At 65.1% G+C, this 18,916-nt stretch carries 19 protein-coding genes; 8 read left to right on the forward strand and 11 right to left on the reverse strand.

Features of this window, described 5'->3' with window-relative positions; all coding sequences use genetic code 11:
- Window positions 1–541 precede the first annotated feature (541 nt).
- On the forward strand, window positions 542–1,552 hold the full coding sequence (locus tag ACYVH8_RS15120) for a phosphotransferase enzyme family protein (RefSeq protein ID WP_460489639.1): 1,011 nt from the start codon (window positions 542–544) through the stop codon (window positions 1,550–1,552).
- 358 nt (window positions 1,553–1,910) lie between these two features.
- On the opposite strand, the gene ACYVH8_RS15125 is transcribed toward ACYVH8_RS15120, so the two are convergent.
- From ACYVH8_RS15125 to ACYVH8_RS15140, 4 genes are all read right to left on the reverse strand, one after another.
- Window positions 1,911–2,885 (reverse strand): Bug family tripartite tricarboxylate transporter substrate binding protein, encoded by a 975-nt coding sequence (locus ACYVH8_RS15125; protein ID WP_460489640.1) that lies wholly within the window; start codon window positions 2,883–2,885, stop codon window positions 1,911–1,913.
- A 53-nt stretch (window positions 2,886–2,938) separates the two neighbouring features.
- Entirely contained in the window at window positions 2,939–3,916 is a 978-nt protein-coding gene (locus ACYVH8_RS15130; RefSeq protein ID WP_460489641.1) for a zinc-binding dehydrogenase, read from the reverse strand.
- 19 nt (window positions 3,917–3,935) lie between these two features.
- Complete coding sequence (locus ACYVH8_RS15135) at window positions 3,936–4,751, reverse strand: enoyl-CoA hydratase (protein ID WP_460489642.1); 816 nt, start codon at window positions 4,749–4,751, stop codon at window positions 3,936–3,938.
- Between the two features lie 158 nt (window positions 4,752–4,909).
- A complete protein-coding gene (locus ACYVH8_RS15140) occupies window positions 4,910–6,100 on the reverse strand; it encodes a CaiB/BaiF CoA transferase family protein (protein WP_460489643.1) in 1,191 nt (396 codons plus the stop codon).
- A gap of 168 nt (window positions 6,101–6,268) precedes the next feature.
- Here ACYVH8_RS15140 and ACYVH8_RS15145 point away from each other — a divergent pair, with 168 nt between their 5' ends.
- The 7 genes from ACYVH8_RS15145 to ACYVH8_RS15175 all read left to right on the forward strand — a co-directional run bounded on the left by ACYVH8_RS15145 (window position 6,269) and on the right by ACYVH8_RS15175 (window position 11,240).
- Window positions 6,269–6,934 (forward strand): GntR family transcriptional regulator, encoded by a 666-nt coding sequence (locus ACYVH8_RS15145; protein ID WP_460489644.1) that lies wholly within the window; start codon window positions 6,269–6,271, stop codon window positions 6,932–6,934.
- Between the two features lie 139 nt (window positions 6,935–7,073).
- Window positions 7,074–7,904, forward strand: a complete 831-nt coding sequence (locus tag ACYVH8_RS15150; protein WP_460489645.1) for a thymidylate synthase — start codon at window positions 7,074–7,076, stop codon at window positions 7,902–7,904.
- Window positions 7,901–8,788 carry a DMT family transporter gene (locus ACYVH8_RS15155; protein ID WP_460489646.1) on the forward strand — a complete coding sequence of 296 codons (888 nt, stop codon included), beginning with the start codon at window positions 7,901–7,903 and terminating at the stop codon, window positions 8,786–8,788. Before ACYVH8_RS15150 ends, ACYVH8_RS15155 begins: the two co-directional genes overlap by 4 nt.
- Window positions 8,785–9,279, forward strand: coding sequence for a dihydrofolate reductase (locus tag ACYVH8_RS15160; protein ID WP_460489647.1), 495 nt, complete (start codon window positions 8,785–8,787; stop codon window positions 9,277–9,279). Before ACYVH8_RS15155 ends, ACYVH8_RS15160 begins: the two co-directional genes overlap by 4 nt.
- Before the next feature lies 1 nt (window position 9,280).
- On the forward strand, window positions 9,281–9,865 hold the full coding sequence (locus ACYVH8_RS15165) for a DUF4337 domain-containing protein (protein WP_460489648.1): 585 nt from the start codon (window positions 9,281–9,283) through the stop codon (window positions 9,863–9,865).
- Window positions 9,866–9,878: 13 nt separating this feature from the next.
- The gene (xth, locus tag ACYVH8_RS15170; protein ID WP_460489649.1) at window positions 9,879–10,649 is read left to right on the forward strand and encodes an exodeoxyribonuclease III; all 771 of its coding nucleotides are present in this window, start codon (window positions 9,879–9,881) and stop codon (window positions 10,647–10,649) included.
- A gap of 42 nt (window positions 10,650–10,691) precedes the next feature.
- Window positions 10,692–11,240 (forward strand): methylated-DNA--[protein]-cysteine S-methyltransferase, encoded by a 549-nt coding sequence (locus tag ACYVH8_RS15175; RefSeq protein ID WP_460489650.1) that lies wholly within the window; start codon window positions 10,692–10,694, stop codon window positions 11,238–11,240.
- Window positions 11,241–11,367: 127 nt separating this feature from the next.
- Here the strand turns inward: ACYVH8_RS15175 and ntrC are convergent, their stop codons facing one another.
- From ntrC to ACYVH8_RS15210, 7 genes are all read right to left on the reverse strand, one after another.
- On the reverse strand, window positions 11,368–12,849 hold the full coding sequence (ntrC, locus tag ACYVH8_RS15180) for a nitrogen regulation protein NR(I) (protein WP_460489651.1): 1,482 nt from the start codon (window positions 12,847–12,849) through the stop codon (window positions 11,368–11,370).
- A gap of 32 nt (window positions 12,850–12,881) precedes the next feature.
- Entirely contained in the window at window positions 12,882–13,952 is a 1,071-nt protein-coding gene (gene glnL, locus ACYVH8_RS15185; RefSeq protein ID WP_460489652.1) for a nitrogen regulation protein NR(II), read from the reverse strand.
- 5 nt (window positions 13,953–13,957) lie between these two features.
- Window positions 13,958–14,452, reverse strand: coding sequence for a hypothetical protein (locus ACYVH8_RS15190; RefSeq protein ID WP_460489653.1), 495 nt, complete (start codon window positions 14,450–14,452; stop codon window positions 13,958–13,960).
- A gap of 158 nt (window positions 14,453–14,610) precedes the next feature.
- A complete protein-coding gene (gene glnA, locus ACYVH8_RS15195; RefSeq protein WP_460489654.1) occupies window positions 14,611–16,026 on the reverse strand; it encodes a type I glutamate--ammonia ligase in 1,416 nt (471 codons plus the stop codon).
- Between the two features lie 207 nt (window positions 16,027–16,233).
- Window positions 16,234–17,067, reverse strand: a complete 834-nt coding sequence (locus tag ACYVH8_RS15200) for a competence/damage-inducible protein A (protein ID WP_460489655.1) — start codon at window positions 17,065–17,067, stop codon at window positions 16,234–16,236.
- Complete coding sequence (locus ACYVH8_RS15205) at window positions 17,060–17,923, reverse strand: EI24 domain-containing protein (protein WP_460489656.1); 864 nt, start codon at window positions 17,921–17,923, stop codon at window positions 17,060–17,062. The genes ACYVH8_RS15200 and ACYVH8_RS15205 overlap by 8 nt, the downstream gene beginning before the upstream one ends.
- 38 nt (window positions 17,924–17,961) lie before the next feature.
- Window positions 17,962–18,915: a sterol desaturase family protein gene (locus tag ACYVH8_RS15210; protein ID WP_460489657.1), complete on the reverse strand. Its 954-nt coding sequence runs from the start codon at window positions 18,913–18,915 to the stop codon at window positions 17,962–17,964.
- Window position 18,916 lies beyond the last annotated feature (1 nt).

An 18,916-nucleotide genomic window follows, 5' to 3' on the forward strand; every position in this document is an offset into this window, starting at 1 on the left:
CATGATGTGTACTTCTGCCATCAGCGCTTCATGCAGATCGACCTGCATGCGCTGCGCGCTGATACTTGAGTCGAAGGTGTTACCCATGTCCTGGCACACCCGTTACCCATGTCCCCGGTCTATACACTTCGCCAAAGCAAAGTACCCAAAAGAAAGGCGAGCCGGGTGCGTCGTCCCTCCGCTGCGCTACGGGCACGCTGCGTTGCTCGGCAGCAGCGGGAAGCGCAGAAACTCGCCCTACGGGCTCAAACATCTGCGCTTCTTCTTCCGCCGCTGCCTGCGCTACTCGCCTCCGCACACGGCGGTTGGAACCGGATACCTGAACCCCGCAGTCCCCGCTCACGCGGTGACTGCGGAGTCACGGTTTGTCATTCGCGCCACGCCACGCTATAGTCAACCAAATTCTTGAAACAAAACAAGCACTTAGCTTGCAGCAAGGGAGGCGCCAGGATGAATGTCCGTCCATGTTATTCCGCACTTTTGCGGTCTATATCAAGTTAGGCACACAGTCATATCCTCTCCGACTACAGGAATCCAATAGATGAGAAGCGATGACATTGAAATTGCGCAGTCCACCCCAACAGCAGCCGCCATCGCAAAACTCGTACAGGCGCACTATGACCTCGGGGAAGTGGTTGAGAGCGAATTTCTGCGACGCAGCTTCAACCAAGTTTATCGTCTGACTTTTGCAGGAGGACAGCGTGCCGTGGCGCGACTTTGCGCTGACCGGCCGCGTGGCAAGGCCAATCTGCTATTCGAAGCCGCAGCGCTTGAGCACTGGGCACAGCGCGGCTGTCCGGTGTCACGGTGTTTGCCCGCGGCGAGTGGCGCCATGTCCATCGATGCTCCACTGCCAGAAGGCTGTCGACCGTTGGTTCTGTTTGAGTATCTGGATGGCGAGGCAACCGGTAACTCGGCAGAGGATATCGAGGCTTTTGCTCACGGCTTGGCCGCGTTGCACACCGCGGGCGAAAGTTACCGGGGGACAGACAGCGCCTACACCCTCGACTTGGACTACTTGCTGCTGGGGCCGCTGCAACGCTTGCTGCGGGCCTCGACGATGACAACCGAATTGCGCACGCAATTCGAGATGCTCGGTCAGCGCTTGCATGATCGCATCATATCGCTGGGCGAACTTCAAGAGGTGCTTTGCCATGGGGACGCACATGGCCAAAATAACTTTATCGTGCGGCGACCAGACGGTCAGCACGAAGCACGGTTCTTTGACTTCGATGAAGCTGGACCCGGGATCCTAGCCTACGAACTTGCCGTATACCCGTGGAATCTACACCCACGAACACCAGACAGTGAATTAAGCGATGAGAAAAAAACTCAATGGCGGCAATTCCTCAATGCTTATCGCGAGGTCCGGTCCATTTCTGACGTTGATGCTGAAGCCATTGCTCCTTTCATGGCAGTACGGCAGTTCTGGCTGTTAGGTGAATACGCGGGCCGAATTCCGGTATGGGGCTCTCAAACAATGCCGACCGATGCGCTGCGACGACAGGTGGACATGTTGCGCAGGTGGGAGACGCTGGAGCTGTCACATTGAGGTGTTTAGTGATGCTCGTCGTTGGTCGCCTACCCAAAGTCAGGCGAATCAAGGGCACGCGATAGCGTGCCCTTGTCTTTTGTACCCTCGGTTTTCGCTGTCCCCACCCTTGTGCCTGTGCCGAGACGCGCAGCGGCAGGCGGATCAAGAGACGCGCATGTTTGAGCCCGTAGGGCGAGTTTGCGCGGCTCCCGCCTGACGCGAGCATCGCAGGTTGCCCCGGCGCAGCCGGGGTCACAGACACCAGGGTCGCCTTCTCTTTGCTTACTTTCTCTTGGCGAAGCAAGAGAAAGTGAGTCGGCCGCCGGGGCGAGACCCGGCTTGCCACGTCAACCAACTCCTAACCCGTCACCAGATATCACTCGAGCTTGACGTCGGCATCCTTCACCAGCTTGACCCAGAACTTCTCGTCCCTGGCCAGGAAGGCCGCGAAATCAGCGGGTGACTTGGACACCGACACGTCGGTGCCTTCGCGCGCCAGCGCGGCCTTCACGGTGGGGACTTGCATCGCAGTCTGCGTGGCCATGAACAGCTTCTGCACGACGGCCGGCGGCGTGCCGGCCGGCACGAAGAAGCCGTACCAGAAGTCGATGGCGTAGTCCGGCAGCCCGGCTTCCTTCATGCCCGGAAGATCCGGGAACAGGGGGGTGCGCTCCAGCGTGCTGACCGCCAGCCCACGCAGGCGGCCGGCCTGGATCATGGGCAGCACCGAGGGCGGCGTGCCGAAGGTCAGTTGCGTGTCACCCGCGACGACCGACTGGATGGCCGGGGCCCCGCCGCGAAACGGGATGTGCTGCATCTGCACGCCGGCCACCTGGCTGAAATGGGCCGCGCCCAGGTGCGGCGCCGAGCCGTTGCCCGAGGTGGCGTAGTTCAAAGCGCCCGGGGCCGCCTTGGCCTTGGCGATCAGCTCCTTGACCGAGGTGATGCCGCTCGTGGGGTTGGCCGCAATCACCAGGGGCGAGGCCGTCAGCTTGGTGACGGGCAGCAGGTCGCTGGGCTTGTAACCCAGCTTGGTGTTCAGCGCCGGGTTGACCGAAATGCTGCTCGGGCTGGCGATCAGCAGGGTGTAGCCATCGGGCGCGGACTTGGCCACGGCCTCGGCCGCGATGCTGGAGCCGGCGCCCGCCTTGTTCTCGATCACGATGGGCTGACCGAGCGCACGGCCCAAGGACTCGCCGATCGCACGGGCGACAAAATCGGCGGCGCCGCCCGGGGCGAAACCCACCACCAGTTTCACGGGCTTGTTCGGGTAGGCCGGCGCCTGGGCCAGCACGACCTGGGAACAGCTGCCCAGAACCAGGGCAGCCAGTAAGAGCCTGCGTTTGTGCATGTCGTATCTCCTTCGTTGTTGATGGTTGGCGAACGTGAGGCTTGGATGCAATGTCAGGACAGACCGGCCAGGACGATCTTGCCCATGTGCTGGCCCGCTTCCATGGCGGCCTTGGCCTCGGCCAGCTGCTCGAAGGGCAGCACACGGTCCACCAGCGGCACGATGCGGCCATCGGCCAGCATGGGCAGGATCTGGGCCTTGAAGGGCGGCAGGCCCTCGGCCTTCATGCCGGCATTGCGCAGCTTGTTGGACACGCCGAACAGCGTGAGGCGCTTGGCATGCAGGGCGTCGAGGTCGATCTCGGCATGCAGCACACCATCGACATAACCCACGACGGCCAGCCGCCCCTGGAAACCCAGGCAACGCATGCTCTCGGCGAACAGGGTGCCGCCCACGGCGTTCACCACCAGGCTCACACCCTTGCCACCGGTGGCCTGCATGACCGCGTCATGGAAATCAGGCGCGCGCGTGCACAGGCCGAGGTCCAGGCCCAGGGTCTTGAGGTGGTCGAGCTTGGCCTGCGAGCCCGAGGTGCCGATCACCTTGGCGCCCAGGGCCTTGGCCATGGTCAGCGCGGTCACGCCCAGGCCCGAGGACACGCCCGGAATGAACAGCCACTGGCCGGCCTGCAATTGCCCCTGCAGCACCAGCATGTCGTGCACCACCAGGCCGGTCAGGGGCACGGCCGCGGCCTGCTCCCAGCTCAGCCGGGCCGGCTTGGGCATGGCCTCGCGTGCGTCCATGAGCACGACCTCGGCAAAGCCGCCGCCACAGCGGCCCATGACAGCGTCGCCCGGCTTCAAGCCGCTGACGCCCGCACCGCAGGCCAGCACCTCGCCAGCGGCTTCCATGCCGGCCGCCTTGGCGCTGCCTTCGGCCTGCAGGCTGTGGCCGATGATGAACTCACCGCGGTTCAGGCCGGCGGCGCGCACGCGCACCAGCACCTGGCCCGGCCCGGCTTCGGGACGGGGAATGTCGCGGAGCTCCACCTCGATCTTGCCGCCGCTTATCTTGGCCCAGTAAGACTTCATCTTGTTTTCCTATGTCGTTTCACTTGCCGCGAAACACGGGCTTGCGTTTTTCCATGAAAGCCTTGCGACCCTCCGCATAGTCCTCGCTCTGGAAACAACCCTGGATCAGCGCGCGGCACTTGTCGAAGTCCACCTCGGGCGAAGGCTTGAGGATCTCGGCCACGATGGCCTTGCCGGCGCGCACCGTGAGCGGCGCGTTGGCGGCCAGGGCCTGGGTGTATTCGGCCAGCAGGGCCGGCAGCTGGTCCGGCGCGCAGACGCGCGAGATCAGGCCCACCTCCCTGGCCTCTGCCGCGCTGATGCGGCGGGCCGTGAAGAACAGGTCCTTGGCCACACCGGGGCCGACCAGATCCACCAGGTTCTTCAGGGCCGAGTAGCGGTAGCCCAGGCCCAGGCGCGCGGCGGGAATGGAGAACACCGCGTCGCTGCTGGCGATGCGGATGTCGCAGCTCATGGCCACGTTGACGCCGCCGCCGATGCAGTAGCCGCGGATGCAGGCCAGCGTGGGTTTGCTGAAGTTGTAGATGCCCATCAGGGCCTGCTCGGCCATGGCCTCGTAGCGGGCCACGGCCTCGCGCGCGGCGCGCATGTCCTCGAACTGAGAGATGTCGGCGCCCGAGACGAAGGCCTTCTCGCCCGCACCGCTGAACACCACCAGGCGCACCCGCTCGTCGGTCTCGGCCTGGGCCAGCAGGGGCGGCACCGCCTCCCACATGTCGACCGACAGGGCGTTGTGGCGCTCCGGGTTGTTGAAGCGGATGCGCAGCGTGCTGCCATCCTCGTCCATCCAGCTCTGCACCCGCTCGGTGGGCGACTGGTAAGTGATTTCTTCCATCTCAGTTGCTCCACCGCACCGGGCGCGACCCACGACGCATGAAATGGTCTAACCGGGGAATGCCGTGGAACCGGCTTTGCCGGGCCACTGGCATTGCCCCCTTGAGGGGGGTGGCGTAGCGACACGTAGTGCGCGTAGCCTGGGGGTGTTTCATCACTTCAATACACTCCTTGTGCCTTCAGGCGCTTCATTTCATCATCGGCCAGGCCGAGTTCCTGCAGGATCTCGGCGCTGTGCTCGCCGCGCTTGGGCGCCGCGCGTGCGATGGTGCTGGGCGTGCGCTCCAGCTGCACGGGCTGGCCCACCAGGCGCTGCGGGCCATGGTGGGCTGACACCACCTCCTTGACCATACCCAGATGCTGGATCTGCGGCTCCTCGAACACTTCCTTGACGTTGTTGATGAGGCCGCAGGCCACCCCGCCTTCGTTGAAACGCTGGACCCAGTAGGCGCGGTCCTGCGCGGCCAGGCGGCGGTTGATCTCTTCGTTGAGCGCATCGCGGTTGACGGAACGGCACATCTTGTCGTGGTAACGCGCGTCCGTCACCCACTCGGGCGCGCCCAGGATGTCGCAGAAGCGCTCCCAGATCTTGGAGCCGAAGACGGCGATGTTCATCCAGCCGTCGCGCGCCTTGTAGACGCCCGTGGGGATGCTGGTCGGGTGGTAGTTTCCGGCCTGGGTGGGCACCTCGCCGTCGATGAGCACACGCGAGGTCTGGAAATCCATCATGTAGACCATGGATTCCAGCAGCGAGGTATGCAGGAACTGCCCTTTGCCCGAAGCCTCGCGCTCCAGCAGCGCCACCAGGATGCCCTGGGCCGCGAAGATGCCCGCGCAGAGGTCGGCGATGGGGATGCCCACGCGCATGGGGCCGTCACCCGGCCGGCCCGTGACCGACATCAGGCCGCTCATGCCCTGGGCGATCTGATCGAAGCCCGGGCGTGCGCTGAGCGGTCCGGTCTGGCCGAAGCCCGAGATGCTGGCGTAGACCAGGCGCGGATGCGCCTTGGCCAGGGTCTCGTAGTCGATGCCCAGGCGGAATTTCACGTCGGGACGAAAGTTCTCCACCACCACGTCGGCCGTGGCGATCAGGCGCTTGAGCACGTCTATGCCCTCGGCCTCTTTCAGGTTGAGCGTGATCGAGCGCTTGTTGCGGTGCGTGTACTGGTAGTCCGAACCGTCCTGGCCGCCCAGGGTGTCGTCGCCGCGCATGTGCTCGGGCATCTGGACCTGGATGACATCGGCGCCCCAGTCGGCGAGTTGGCGGCAGCAGGTCGGGCCGGCGCGCACCTGGGTCAGGTCGATGACACGGAAGCGCGCCAGGGCGGAGGAAGCAGGGAGATGGGGCATGGGTCAGGACTTCAAATCAAAAGCTGGGGTGCAGTGTCTTGCTTGAAATCCAAAGTGTCAACACTTTTTCAGTAATAGATGACACTTTTAGTGGTTTTCCTCAGTGCCCACCTCACGGCAGGTGCTACCATGCAGCCACTCCCCCGACGCTGCATCCCCCCGATCCCCATGGAATCCGCCAAAGAAAAAACCGAGCAGGGACTCTCACCCGCCATCGCGGAAGAACTCAAGCGCCTCATCTACAGCGGCGAGATCCAGCCCGGCGAGCGCCTGAACGAGGCTGCCCTGGCCCTGCGCATGGGCACCAGCCGCGGCCCCATCCGCGAAGCCATCCGCATGCTGGCCGGCCTGGGTCTGGTCACGGCCGTGCCCAACCGGGGCGTCTTCGTGCGCCAGATCTCGGTGCGCGAGATGCTGGAAATCTATGAGCTGCGCGCCCTGGTCTTCGGCTTCGCCGCCGAGCGCGCCAGCGTGCACGTGGACGACAGCCACCGCGCGGAACTCGAACAGCTGCTCGACCGCATGGACACGGCCTGCGAGGCCGGCAACGGCACCGCCTATTACGAACTCAACCTGCGCTTCCATACCGTGATCCTGGAGCTTTCGGGCAACCAGCGCGCGCACCAGGCCTACGACGACTACATCAAGGAACTGCATCTGTTCCGGCGCAGCTACTTCAACGCTCCGGGCAATATGCGCCGCTCCAACACCGAGCACCGCGCCATCTTCGAGGCCATCGCCAAAGGCGACGCCAAGCGCGCCCGCACCCTGGCCGAACGCCACGTACTCTCGGGCCGCGACCGGCTGCTGGCGCGGCTGGAGCAGCCGGCGTGAAGTAAACGCCCCCTGAGCCGCTGCGCGCCTTCCCCCTCTCTCGCCTTCGGCGGGAGGGGGACCGCACCGACGGCCCAGCCGAGCCGGTTCCGTGGTGCGCCCCGCCACGGGGACACTGACTTGTAGGAAAATCGTGGCCATGACCTCCCGCCCTGTCCGCTCCCAGTACGAAGATTTCATGCGCCACGTGTACACCACGGGCGTGGCCAAGACAGACCGCACCGGCACCGGCACGCGCAGCGTGTTCGGCCACCAGATGCGTTTCGACCTCAAGGAAGGCTTCCCCCTGGTGACCACCAAGAAGGTCCATCTGCGTTCCATCATCCAGGAGCTGCTGTGGTTTCTCACGGGATCGAGCAACAACCACTGGCTCAAGGAACGCGGTGTCTCGATCTGGGACGAGTGGGCCCGGCCTGACGGCGACCTGGGCCCGGTCTACGGCGTGCAGTGGCGCAGCTGGCCCACGCCCGACGGCGGCCACATCGACCAGATCGCCGAGGTCGTCAAGACACTCAAGAGCAACCCCGACTCGCGCCGCATCATCGTGAGCGCCTGGAACGTGGCCGAACTCGGCAAGATGGCGCTCATGCCCTGCCACGCCTTCTTCCAGTTCTACGTGGCCCCTTCGACAGGCTCAGGACAGGCTCGACTCTCGTGCCAGCTCTACCAGCGCAGCGCCGACATCTTCCTCGGCGTGCCCTTCAACATCGCAAGCTACGCGCTGCTAACCCACATGCTGGCGCAGCAGTGCGATCTGGATGTGGGCGACTTCGTCTGGACCGGCGGCGACTGCCACATCTACAGCAACCACCACGAGCAGGTGGAGCTGCAACTGAGCCGCGCGCCCTATCCCTATCCCACGCTGCACATCAAGCGCCGGCCGGACTCGATCTTCGACTACCAGTTTGAGGACTTCGAGGTGCTGGACTACCAGTGCCACCCGGCCATCAAGGCTCCGGTGGCCGTGTGATCAGCCGGCAACAGCTCCTCACCCTGGTCGCCCTCACGCTGATGTGGGGCGTCAACTGGCCGATGATGAAGTTCTCGCTGCGCGAGCTCTCGCCCATGTACTTCCGCGCCCTGACCATGACGGCCGGCGCGCTCTTTCTCTACAGCTGGTACCGCGCCCGGGGCCTGCGCATGCTGCCGCGCGGCGCCGAGTGGCGCTCGGTGGTCGCCATCGGCGCGCCCAATATGCTGGGCTGGCACACGGTATCCATCCTGGGCGTGAAGGAGCTGGCCTCGGGGCGTGCGGCCATCCTGGGTTTCACCATGCCGATCTGGACCGTGCTGATCGGCGCGCTTTTCATGGGCGAGAAGCTCACGCGTCGCGTCGCTGTGGCGGCAGTGGCCGTGGCCATCGCCATCGCGCTGCTGACCTCCAGCGAATTCACCGCGCTGACCGGCCGCCCGCTGGGCATCGTCTGGATGGAGATCGCCGCGATCTGCTGGGCCATCGGCACGCTGCTGATGCGCCGCGCGACCCTCACGCTGCCGGTGGAGACGCTCACGATCTGGACCATGATCCTGGCCAGCGCCTGTCTCTGGCTCATCGCCCTGGTCAGCGAACCCTGGCCCCGCTGGCAGTTCAGCAGCGCCATGTGGCTCAGTCTGGCCTACGGCGCCTTCATCAACTACGGTTTTGCCCAGACCCTGTGGGCCAGCCTGGCGCGGCACCTGCCGCCGTCCACCAGCGCCATGAGCATCATGGCCATCCCGCTGATCGGCACCCTGAGCGCCACCGTCATCGTCGGCGAATGGCCGCACTGGCAGGATTACGTGGCCATCGTCTTCGTGATGATGGCCATCGCCGCCGTGCTGCTGCCGCCGCGTTCCCGGAAAATACCCGCATGAAACTGCACCTCATCTACGCCCGCGCGGCCAACGGCGCCATCGGCAAGGACGGCGTCATGCCCTGGCATCTGCCCGAGGACCTGGCCCACTTCAAGCGCACCACGCTGGGCAGTCCGGTCATCATGGGCCGCAAGACCTGGGAATCCCTGCCTCCGCGCTTTCGCCCCCTGCCCGGCCGCACCAATGTCGTGGTGACGCGCCAGCCAGGCTGGCTGGCCGAGGGCGCGCGCGTGGCGCACTCGCTGCCCGAGGCCCTGGCCCTGTGCGGCGCGGTGACGGATGCCTGGATCATCGGCGGGGCCGAGATCTACAGGCAGGCCCTGCCGCTGGCCAGCACGGCCGTGGTGACAGAAATAGAAGCGTCATATGACGGGGATGCTTTTGCGCCACAATTCGGACCCGAGTGGAAGGAAACGCAGCGTGAGCGCCATGTTTCCTCCACCGGCCTGAATTTCAGTTTTGTCACTTACACGAATACACGAGGAGTCTGATATGTCCGGAGGCGGTTTTCACGTGCACGGCCCGCACGACCACGAACTCGAACACGCGCAACAGGGTGGCGACCATGGCGGCGGCATGACCAACCAGATCGCCATGTTCACGGCCATCATCGCCACGGTGGGCGCCATCTTCGCCTACATGGGCGGCGCCACCCAGGCCAATGCCGGCCTCTACAAGAACAATGCGGCCATCAAGAAGACGGAAGCCTCCAACCAGTGGAACTACTTCCAGTCCAAGAGCACCAAGCAGTCCCTGGCCGAGGTCTCGCGCGACCTGACCCCCAAGGAGGGCGAAAAGGCCAAGTACCAGGCCAAGATCGACCGCTACGAGAAGGAAAAGGGCGAGATCAAGGTCGATGCCGAGAAGCTTGAAGCCGACGCCACGGCCTGGGACAGGAAGAGCGACGAGCAGATGCACCAGCACCACCGCTGGGCCCAGGCCACCACCGTGCTGCAGGTCTGTATCGCGCTGGCCGCCATCGCCCTGCTGACACGCAAGAAGTGGCTGGAGTACGCCATGTTTGCCGCCGGAGCGATGGGCGTGGTCGTGGGCGCGCTGGCAGCGCTTCATATTTGATAGCGATCCATCGATGAAGCTCGCCACCTGGAACGTCAACTCGCTCAACGTGCGGCTGCCGCAGGTGCTGGACTGGCTGGCCGCCCATCCCGTTGACGTGCTGGCGCTCCAGGAGCTCAAGCTCACCGACGACAAGTTTCCCTTCGAGGCTTTCACGGCGGCGGGCTACCAGGCCCAGAGCTTCGGCCAGAAGACCTACAACGGCGTGGCCCTGCTCACGCGCACGCCGATGGAAGGGGTGGTGCGCAACATCCCGGGTTTCGAGGACGAGATGGCGCGCGTGATCAGCGCCACCGTGAACGGCGTGCGTGTCATCGGCGCCTACTTCCCCAATGGGCAGGAACCGGGCTCGGACAAGTTCGCCTACAAGATGCGCTGGCTCACGGCCCTGCACGACTGGGTGCGCACCGAACTGCTCACACACCCGAAACTGGTGCTCATGGGCGACTACAACATCACCTTCGACGATGCCGACGTCTGGGACCCGGTGGGTCTGAAGGACACCATCCATTGCACCGAGGAAGAGCGCACCCACCTGCGCGCGCTGATCGATCTGGGCCTGACGGATTCGGTCCGTTTGTTCCCGCAGCCCGAGAAGAACTATTCCTGGTGGGATTACCGCAATATGGGCTTTCGCCGCAAGCAGGGCCTGCGCATCGACCACATCCTGATCAGCGAGGCGCTCAAGCCCCTGGCCGCGGCCTGCGCCGTGGACCCGACGCCGCGCAGGAACGAACGCCCCAGCGACCACGCGCCCGTGGTGCTGGAACTGCAGGGACTGTAGACAGCCAGCCCCTGGACCGGCCGGACGCTCTGCGCCTTTCCCATGCCCACCCTGGCCTATGCCCTCTTCCCCACGCCTCTGGGTTTTTGCGGCATCGCCTGGAACGAGCGCGCACTGACCTGCGTGAACCTGCCCGAGCAGGACGAGGCCGCGACGCGTGCGCGCATGGCACGGCGTTTCCCGGACGGCGATGAGGGCAGGCCACCGCCCTTTGTGCAGGACGCCATCGCCGCCATCACGGCCCTGCTGGAAGGCCATCCACCCGAACCACGCGATCTCACACACCTGCCGCTGGACATGGAGGGCGTGCCGCCCTTTCACCAGCGCGTCTATGAATTCGCGCGACGCATCCCGCCGGGGGAAACGCTGACCTATGGGGAGGTGGCGCAAGGCCTGGGCGAAGCAGGCGCGGCCCGTGCCGTGGGCCAGGCCCTGGGCGCCAACCCCTTCGCCCCCGTGGTGCCCTGCCACCGCGTGCTGGGCGCGCAGACCGGCACGGGAGGCTTCTCGGCCCACGGGGGGCTGCAGACCAAGCTGAAGATGCTGGAGATCGAGGGCGCCCGCTTCGGCGGCCCCGGTCTCTTCGACTGAAACCAAATGACCAGCCACCCGGTATTCATCGGGAGACGCCGTGGAGCGGGCTTTGCCCGGCCACTGGCGTCGTCCCCCTTCGCGCAGCAGAAGGGGGAAGCGGCGCAGCCGCTCAGGGGGTTGCTCCCTATTCTTCCAGCCCCAGCTCCTGGATCTTGCGCGTGATGGTGTTGCGGCCTATGCCCAGCTTGTGGGCCGCCTCGATGCGCCGGCCGCGCGTGCTGTCCAGCGCGGTCAGGATGAGCTTGCGCTCGAAGCGCTTGGTCAGTTCGTCCCAGACGTCCAGGCGTCCGCTGAGCAGCAGGGCCATGGCCTCGGCCTGGAGGCCACTCTCCCAGTCACCCGTCGCTGGCAGCCCCACGGCCGGCGAAACGGCCAGGGCCACCGGTTCCAGTGCGCCCATGCTGGTGACGGAGGCGGCCGGTGCGACTGCCGCAGCAAATTCACCGGCCACCAGACCGATCTCGGGCGGCAGGTCCTTGGGTTCGATCACCTGGGCCGGCGCCATGACTGTCAGCCAGTGGCAGATGTTTTCGAGCTGACGCACATTGCCGGGGAAACCGAAGCGCCCCAGCCGCTCCAGCGCCGCATCCGAGATGCGCTTGGGCTCGACGCCCAGCTGGCGCGCGCTCTGCTGCAGGAAGTGGCGCGTGAGCATGGGCACGTCCTCACGCCGCTCGCGCAGGGCCGGCAGGCGCAGGCGGATGACATTGAGGCGGTGGAACAGGTCTTCGCGGAACACACCTTCCTTGACGCGCTGCTCCAGGTCCTGGTGGGTGGCGGCGATCACGCGCACATTGGCCTTGACCGCGCTGTGCCCACCCACACGGTAGAAGTGGCCGTCCGAGAGCACACGCAGCAATCGCGTCTGCAGGTCGAAGGGCATATCGCCGATCTCGTCGAGGAAGAGCGTGCCGCCCTCGGCCTGCTCGAAGCGGCCGCGGCGCATGGTCTGGGCGCCGGTGAAGGCGCCACGTTCGTGGCCAAACAGCTCGGACTCCAGCAGATCCTTCGGAATGGCCGCGGTGTTGATGGCCACGAAGGGCCCGTTGGCGCGCGGCGAATGCTTGTGCAGGGCGCGGGCGACCAGTTCCTTGCCCGAGCCCGATTCACCGGTGATGAGCACCGTGACATTGCTCTGCGAGAGCCGGCCGATGGCGCGGAACACGTCCTGCATGGCCGGGGCCTGGCCCAGCATCTCCGGGGCGGCGTCGATGGTTTCCTGCGCCACTTCTTCGCGCTGGCTTTCCTCCACGGCGCGGCGGATCAGCTCCACTGCCTTGGGCAGGTCAAAGGGTTTGGGCAGGTATTCGAAGGCGCCGCCCTGGAAGGCCGACACGGCGCTGTCCAGATCGGAGAAGGCGGTCATGATGATGACCGGCAGGCCGGGATGGCGGGCCTTGACCTTCTCCAGCAGTTCCAGTCCGGACCCCCCCGGCATGCGGATGTCGCTCACCAGCACCTGCGGGCCCTCGCCCTCCTCGTCGAGTGCGGCCAGCACCTCGCGCGGATTGGTGAAGCTGCGGGTGGGCATCTGCTCGCGCTGCAGCGCCTTTTCCAGCACGAAGCGTATGGACTGGTCATCATCGGCGATCCAAATCGGCTTCATGTCGGCTCTACCCTTAGGTCATGCTGCCTTTCTCAGGGCAGCGGTATCAATATTTTGAAATCGGTCCGGCCCGGCTCGCTATCGCACTCGATCAGGCCATGGTGTTGCTGCACGAAGGTTTGCGCCAGCGTCAGCCCCAGGCCGGAGCCGCCTTCCCGTCCCGATACCAGCGGGAAAAAAATGCGGTCCTTGATCGAGTCCGGTACGCCGGGCCCGTTGTCGATGACATGCAATTCCAGTGCCAGCTTGTAGCGTTGTTTGCCGAAGGTGATCTGGCGCGCGATCCGGGTACGGAAGGTCAGACGCGCTTCGCCGGCGGCAATGCGCTCGGCCAGGGCCTGGCAGGCGTTGTGCGCGATGTTGAGCACGGCCTGGATCAGCTGCTCGCGGTCACCGCGAAATTCGGGGATGGAGGTGTCATAGTCCCGCACCACGCGCAGGCCCCTGGGAAATTCGGCGAGGATCAGCGAACGCACGCGCTCGCAGACCTCGTGCATATTGACGTCGCCCACCACATGGGGACGGCGGTGCGGGGCCAGCAGGCGGTCCACCAGGGTCTGCAGGCGGTCGGCCTCGTGGATGATGACACGCGTGTACTCGGTCAGCTGGCTGTCGATCTCCATTTCCAGCAGCTGGGCGGCACCTCGGATGCCGCCCAGCGGATTCTTGATCTCGTGGGCCAGGTTGCGGATCAATTCCTTGTTGGCCTGGGCCTGGTCCAGCAGGCGCTCCTCGCGCTCCTGGCGGGCCTGCTGTTCCAGCGGCAGCATCTCGATCAGGATGTCCCCGGGCCTGTCGGTCTGGGTCAGGATCACATGAACCGGCAGAGGGTCGCGCCCGGGGCGCTTGACCCAGGCGTCGTAGCGCAGGGCGGCAAACTCGTTGTCGCGCAGCCCCCCGAGGGCAGAGGCCAGGACCTGGGGCTCGGTGTAGTAATCGGCCAGGGCGGAACCCTCGATGCTGCGCCGGGACATGCCCAGGGCATCCTCCAGGGCCGCATTGGCATAGACCACCGCACCGTCGCCATGCACGACGGCGACGAGCGTGGCCAGGAGGTCGAAAGGCTGGAAGCGGCTGACGGAGGAAATGGCGGTCGGTTTCAAGCCGCCTATTTTGACTCAGGAAGGCGATCGAGTTCGCGGCGCAGACCGGCCTGGTCGCTCTCATTGCGTTCGATGCTGGCTTTGAGCTCGCTCACCCGGTCCAGGTACTTCTGGTGGTTGCGGAACTCCGGCCCCATTTTTTCCGGCTCACCGTTGTTGTATTCCTGGAGCAGTTCGGCCTGGCGAGCCTCGGCCCTGCGCAGTTCGGCTTCCAGGATCTGGCGGGCATCTGCGTCGCGCTGGCGCTGCAGCACACCATCGACGCGCGTGCCATCTTGACCGGCCGAGGCCAGGCGGACCGTCTCCGTCGCGCGCGGACGCTGCACCACGGTCACGTTGCCGCCTTCAAGCAGCTTGCAGCCCTTCTGACCGGGCTGGACGGTGTTGGTGTACTCATTGCCGCAACGGTAGATACGGCCCTGGGCCTGGGCCGGACCGGCCACAGCCAGCCCTGCTACGAAAAGCGTAGCTGTCAACGACATCAGTAAAGGCTTCTTCATAGGGTTCTCCGCACATCGGAAATGCAGGGACGGTCTGAGAGTATCGACTATTCGCGCCAAAAATCAAACCCCGAAAGTTCACGGAAAAGAAAAAGGACGGCCCAAGCCGTCCTTTTTTTGCGACAGGCTGTAACGAATCACAGCCTGCGGTCGCCCCTTTACAGGGAATAGTACATGTCGTACTCGACCGGGTGCGGCGCCATGCGGAAGCGCGTGACTTCGCCCATCTTGAGCTCGATGTAGGCGTCCAGCATGGAATCGGTGAACACACCACCCTTGGTCAGGAAGCCACGGTCCTTGTCCAGGTAGTCCAGGGCCTGGTCCAGGCTGTGGCAGACGGTCGGCACCAGCTTGTCCTCCTCCGGGGGCAGGTGGTACAGGTCCTTGGTGGCGGCTTCGCCCGGGTGGATCTTGTTTTCCACGCCGTCCAGACCCGCCATCATCAGGGCCGAGAAGGCCAGGTAGGGGTTGGCGGACGGATCGGGGAAACGCGCCTCGATACGGCGACCCTTGGGGTTGGCCACGAAGGGGATGCGGATGGAAGCGGAACGGTTGCGCGAGCTGTAGGCCAGTTTCACCGGGGCTTCGAAACCGGGCACGAGGCGCTTGTAGCTGTTGGTGCCGGGGTTGGTGATGGCGTTCAGGGCACGGGCGTGCTTGATGATGCCGCCGATGTAGTACAGGGCGAAATCGCTCAGGCCGGCGTAGCCGTCACCGGCGAACAGGTTCTTGCCGTCCTTCCAGATGGACTGGTGCACGTGCATGCCCGAGCCGTTGTCGCCCGCGTAGGGCTTGGGCATGAAGGTGGCGGTCTTGCCGTAGGCGTTGGCCACGTTCCAGACCACGTACTTCAGGTTCTGCGTCCAGTCGGCACGCTGCACCAGCGTGCTGAACTTGGTGCCCAGCTCGTTCTGGCCGGCGCCCGCCACTTCGTGGTGGAACACTTCGACCGGGATGCCCAGGGATTCGAGGATCAGGGACATCTCGGCGCGCATGTCCTGCGTGCTGTCGACCGGGGGCACCGGGAAGTAGCCGCCCTTGGTGGTGGGGCGGTGGCCGCGGTTGCCGCCTTCGAGCTGCTTGCCGCTGTTCCAGGGGGCTTCGTACTCGTCGATGGCGAACATCACGTTGCCGGGTTCGTTGGCCCAACGCACGCCGTCGAAGATGAAGAATTCGGGTTCGGGGCCGAAGTAGGCGGTGTCGCCGATGCCGGAAGCCTTCAGATAGGCCTCAGCGCGCTTGGCGATCGAACGCGGGTCGCGGTCATAGGCCTTGCCGTCGCTGGGTTCGACCACGTCGCACTGCAGGAACAGGGTGGTTTCTTCGAAGAAGGGATCGATGTTGGCGGTGTTCGGGTCGGGCATGAGCTGCATGTCCGAAGCCTCGATGCCCTTCCAGCCGGCGATGGACGAACCGTCAAAGGCGTGGCCCGAGGTGAACTTGTCTTCGTCGAAGTGGGAAATCGGCACGGTCACGTGCTGTTCCTTGCCACGGGTGTCGGTGAAGCGGAAATCAACAAACTTGACTTCGTTTTCCTTCACCATCTTCATCACGTCTGCGACGGTCTTGGCCATCTGGTACTCCTGCTAGGAAGGTTGATTAAAAGTTACGCAGGCACAAGAATGCAGTTTCTGTGCCAATCCAACTGAAGCCGGCTTGCGTCGGATTCGGTATTTTGCCCTGAGTTTCTGAACCTTCGAGAGGCCGTGAACGCACCGAAGCAGAAACTTTCACCATGATGGCACTATTTTGGTGCAATCAATTGGCACCAGAATGGCAATTTATTGATTTCGCACCAATTCAGGGCCGAGCTTGGCACCTTGCTCGCGCAAGCCTGTCAAGAGGGCGGCATAGGCCTCCGGGGTCAGTTCCGGGCTGCCCTTGACGCCGAGCTCGATGTGACGGCCATGCTGTGGGTGGTCGACGCTGGGCAGGCTGAAGACCTTGACACCGGCATGCCGCGCCTCGATCGCCTCCATGAGCGGCGTCAGCGCGGCTTCCATGGCGCCATAGACGATGACCGACTGCTCCCGCCAGGCATGGCGGTGGAACAGCGGGGCGTACAGCGTGTCCAGCGTCCACTCGATCATGGGCCAGGCCATCACCGGAAAACCCGGCACGAAATGGACCGCGCCACGGCCCGAAGGCGAGGCGCAGCTGAAACCCGGGATCTTGTTGTAGGGATTGGGAATGATGTGGGCGCCGGTCGGGAACACGCCCATGTTGAGACGGTGCACGTTGTCGGCGCGGTCCGGCACATAGGGCACGCCCTGTTCGCGCGCCACATCCTGCATGCGCTCGCGGATCAGCCCTTCGGCCTGCGGGTGCAGGGCGAGCTCCACGCCCAGGGCACGCGCCGCGCACTGGCGCGTGTGGTCGTCCGGCGTGGCACCGATGCCGCCGCACGAGAACACCACCGAACCCGAGTCGAAGGCGCGCGCCAGTGTGGCCGTGATGCGCGCCGGATCGTCACCCACGTAGTCGGCGTGTGCGAGTTGCAGGCCGCGCGCCTGCAGCAGCTCGATCACCTTGGGCAGGTGCTTGTCGGCGCGCTTGCCGGAGAGGATTTCGTCGCCGATGATGATCAGGCCGAAGGAAAAAGGTACGTCAGACATCGGTGTCGGTCGAAGAGATGGACTGCGGCAGTGCCGCCGACGCTGGAGTGGCGGCCGACAGGGGTTCAGCACGCAGGGCAGCGAGTGCTGCCAAACCGTAATGGGTGAACCAGAGCGCGGCGAAGATGAAAACAAAGGTGTAGATCCAGATCGCCAGCGGCACCAGCAAGGGCGCGAGCACCACCGCCATGGCGCCGACCGCCCAGATGAGGCCGGGCGCCGCGCCCATGTAGCCACTGACCACACCGATGCCCAGCAGCCAGTAGCGGTGCCGCCGCATCAGTTCTTCACGCTCGGCCTGGCTGGCATGTTGGGCCAGGGCGTCGTAGACCATGACACGCGAGGTCAGCCAGCCCCAGACCAGGGGCGGCAGCACGATCACCAGCGGGGGGATCAGCCACAGCGGCAGGGTCAGGATCAGGGCCAGCAAGGCGAGCAGCGCCGAGCCCAGGCCCTGCACCAGGCTGCCCACGAAGCTGCCACCACGCCGCTGTGCCAGCCCTGCGAAACGACGTTCGGCCACCAGTCTGACGAGGGCCGGCGTGGCCAGCCAGGCCACGGTGAGCAGGGACAGCACGATCACCAGCGGCAGCACCAGCATGATCAGCAGCAGCGGCGCCAGCACATTGCGCAGGTGGCCCATGTTCACGCTGTCGAGCCAGCGGAACAGGCTGTCCATCAGCGCCCAGTCCGACAGCCAGACCTGCAGCCCCAGCACCGCATCCTCCCAGAACAGCCAGGACAGGCCCACGCTCAAGGCGGCGAGCAGCGCCAGGGGCAGCAAGGACAGGGCGATCACACGCGGCTGCAGGCAGTAGGCCAGAGCACGCCAGAAAGAGTCCAGGAAGAGTGTCATACCGGCAAGCATACCGTGGCCTGCCCTTGGCCAATGTGTCAGGCGCGACCGACGAGGCGTTTGAGCCCCAACCACTGCTGGGCCCAGAAGCCATCCCCGTAGTCACGCCCCCGCTCCACCTGATCACGGACGCCGGTGGGGTCGTAGCGCAGCTCGAAGTTGGCGGTGCCGAAGAGCATGTCCCACCAGGGCAGCAGCACGCCGAAGTTATGCCCGCCGAGCACTCTTCCCGGCGACTCGTGGCCGATGCCGATGCTGTGGTGCACCCGGTGAAAGCGCGGGCTGATCCACAGGCGCTCGCCCCAGTGGCCGAAGGACAGGCGCAGATTGGCGTGCTGGAAACTCTCGCTGAGCTGGGTGAAGGCCACGATGGCCACGAACTGTCCCGGGGCCACGCCGATCAGCTGGGCCAGGGTGACCAGCAGCAGGTCGCGGATCAGGTCGTCCAGCAGGTGATTGCGGTTATCGCTCCAGACTGTCATCTGCCGCTGCGAGTGGTGCAAGGCGTGCAGCCGCCACCACCACCCGATGTGATGCTGGCCGCGATGCAGCCAGTAGTCGAAGAAATCCATCACCACCAGGTACATCAACAGGCTGACCAGGGGCAGGTCGGTCACGCCGGGCCACAGATCGTCCAGGTGCAGGGTCGGCAGCCCCGCCACACGCAGCAGGCCGATCAAGTCGTCGAGCAGCGGCGTCAGCGTGAAGAACAGCACCAGGCGGAACAGGCCCAGGCGATGGATCAGGGTGTAGAGCACGTCGACACGGACGGCCGCACGGTCGCTCACCGGCTCCACCGGCCGCCAGCGCTGCAGCGGCACCACCACCACCAGCATCACGGCCAATTGCAACAGGCCCACCAGCAGCCAGCCGGTTCCGTCGTAGGCATCTTCCAGCCGGTTGCCCAGACCGATGGCGAAGACCACAGGCTGTACCAGGGCCTCGAACAGCCACTGCTGCAGATCGTTGAAGGCGTTGACCAGCGTGTCCATG

The organism is Curvibacter fontanus, assembly GCF_054780335.1.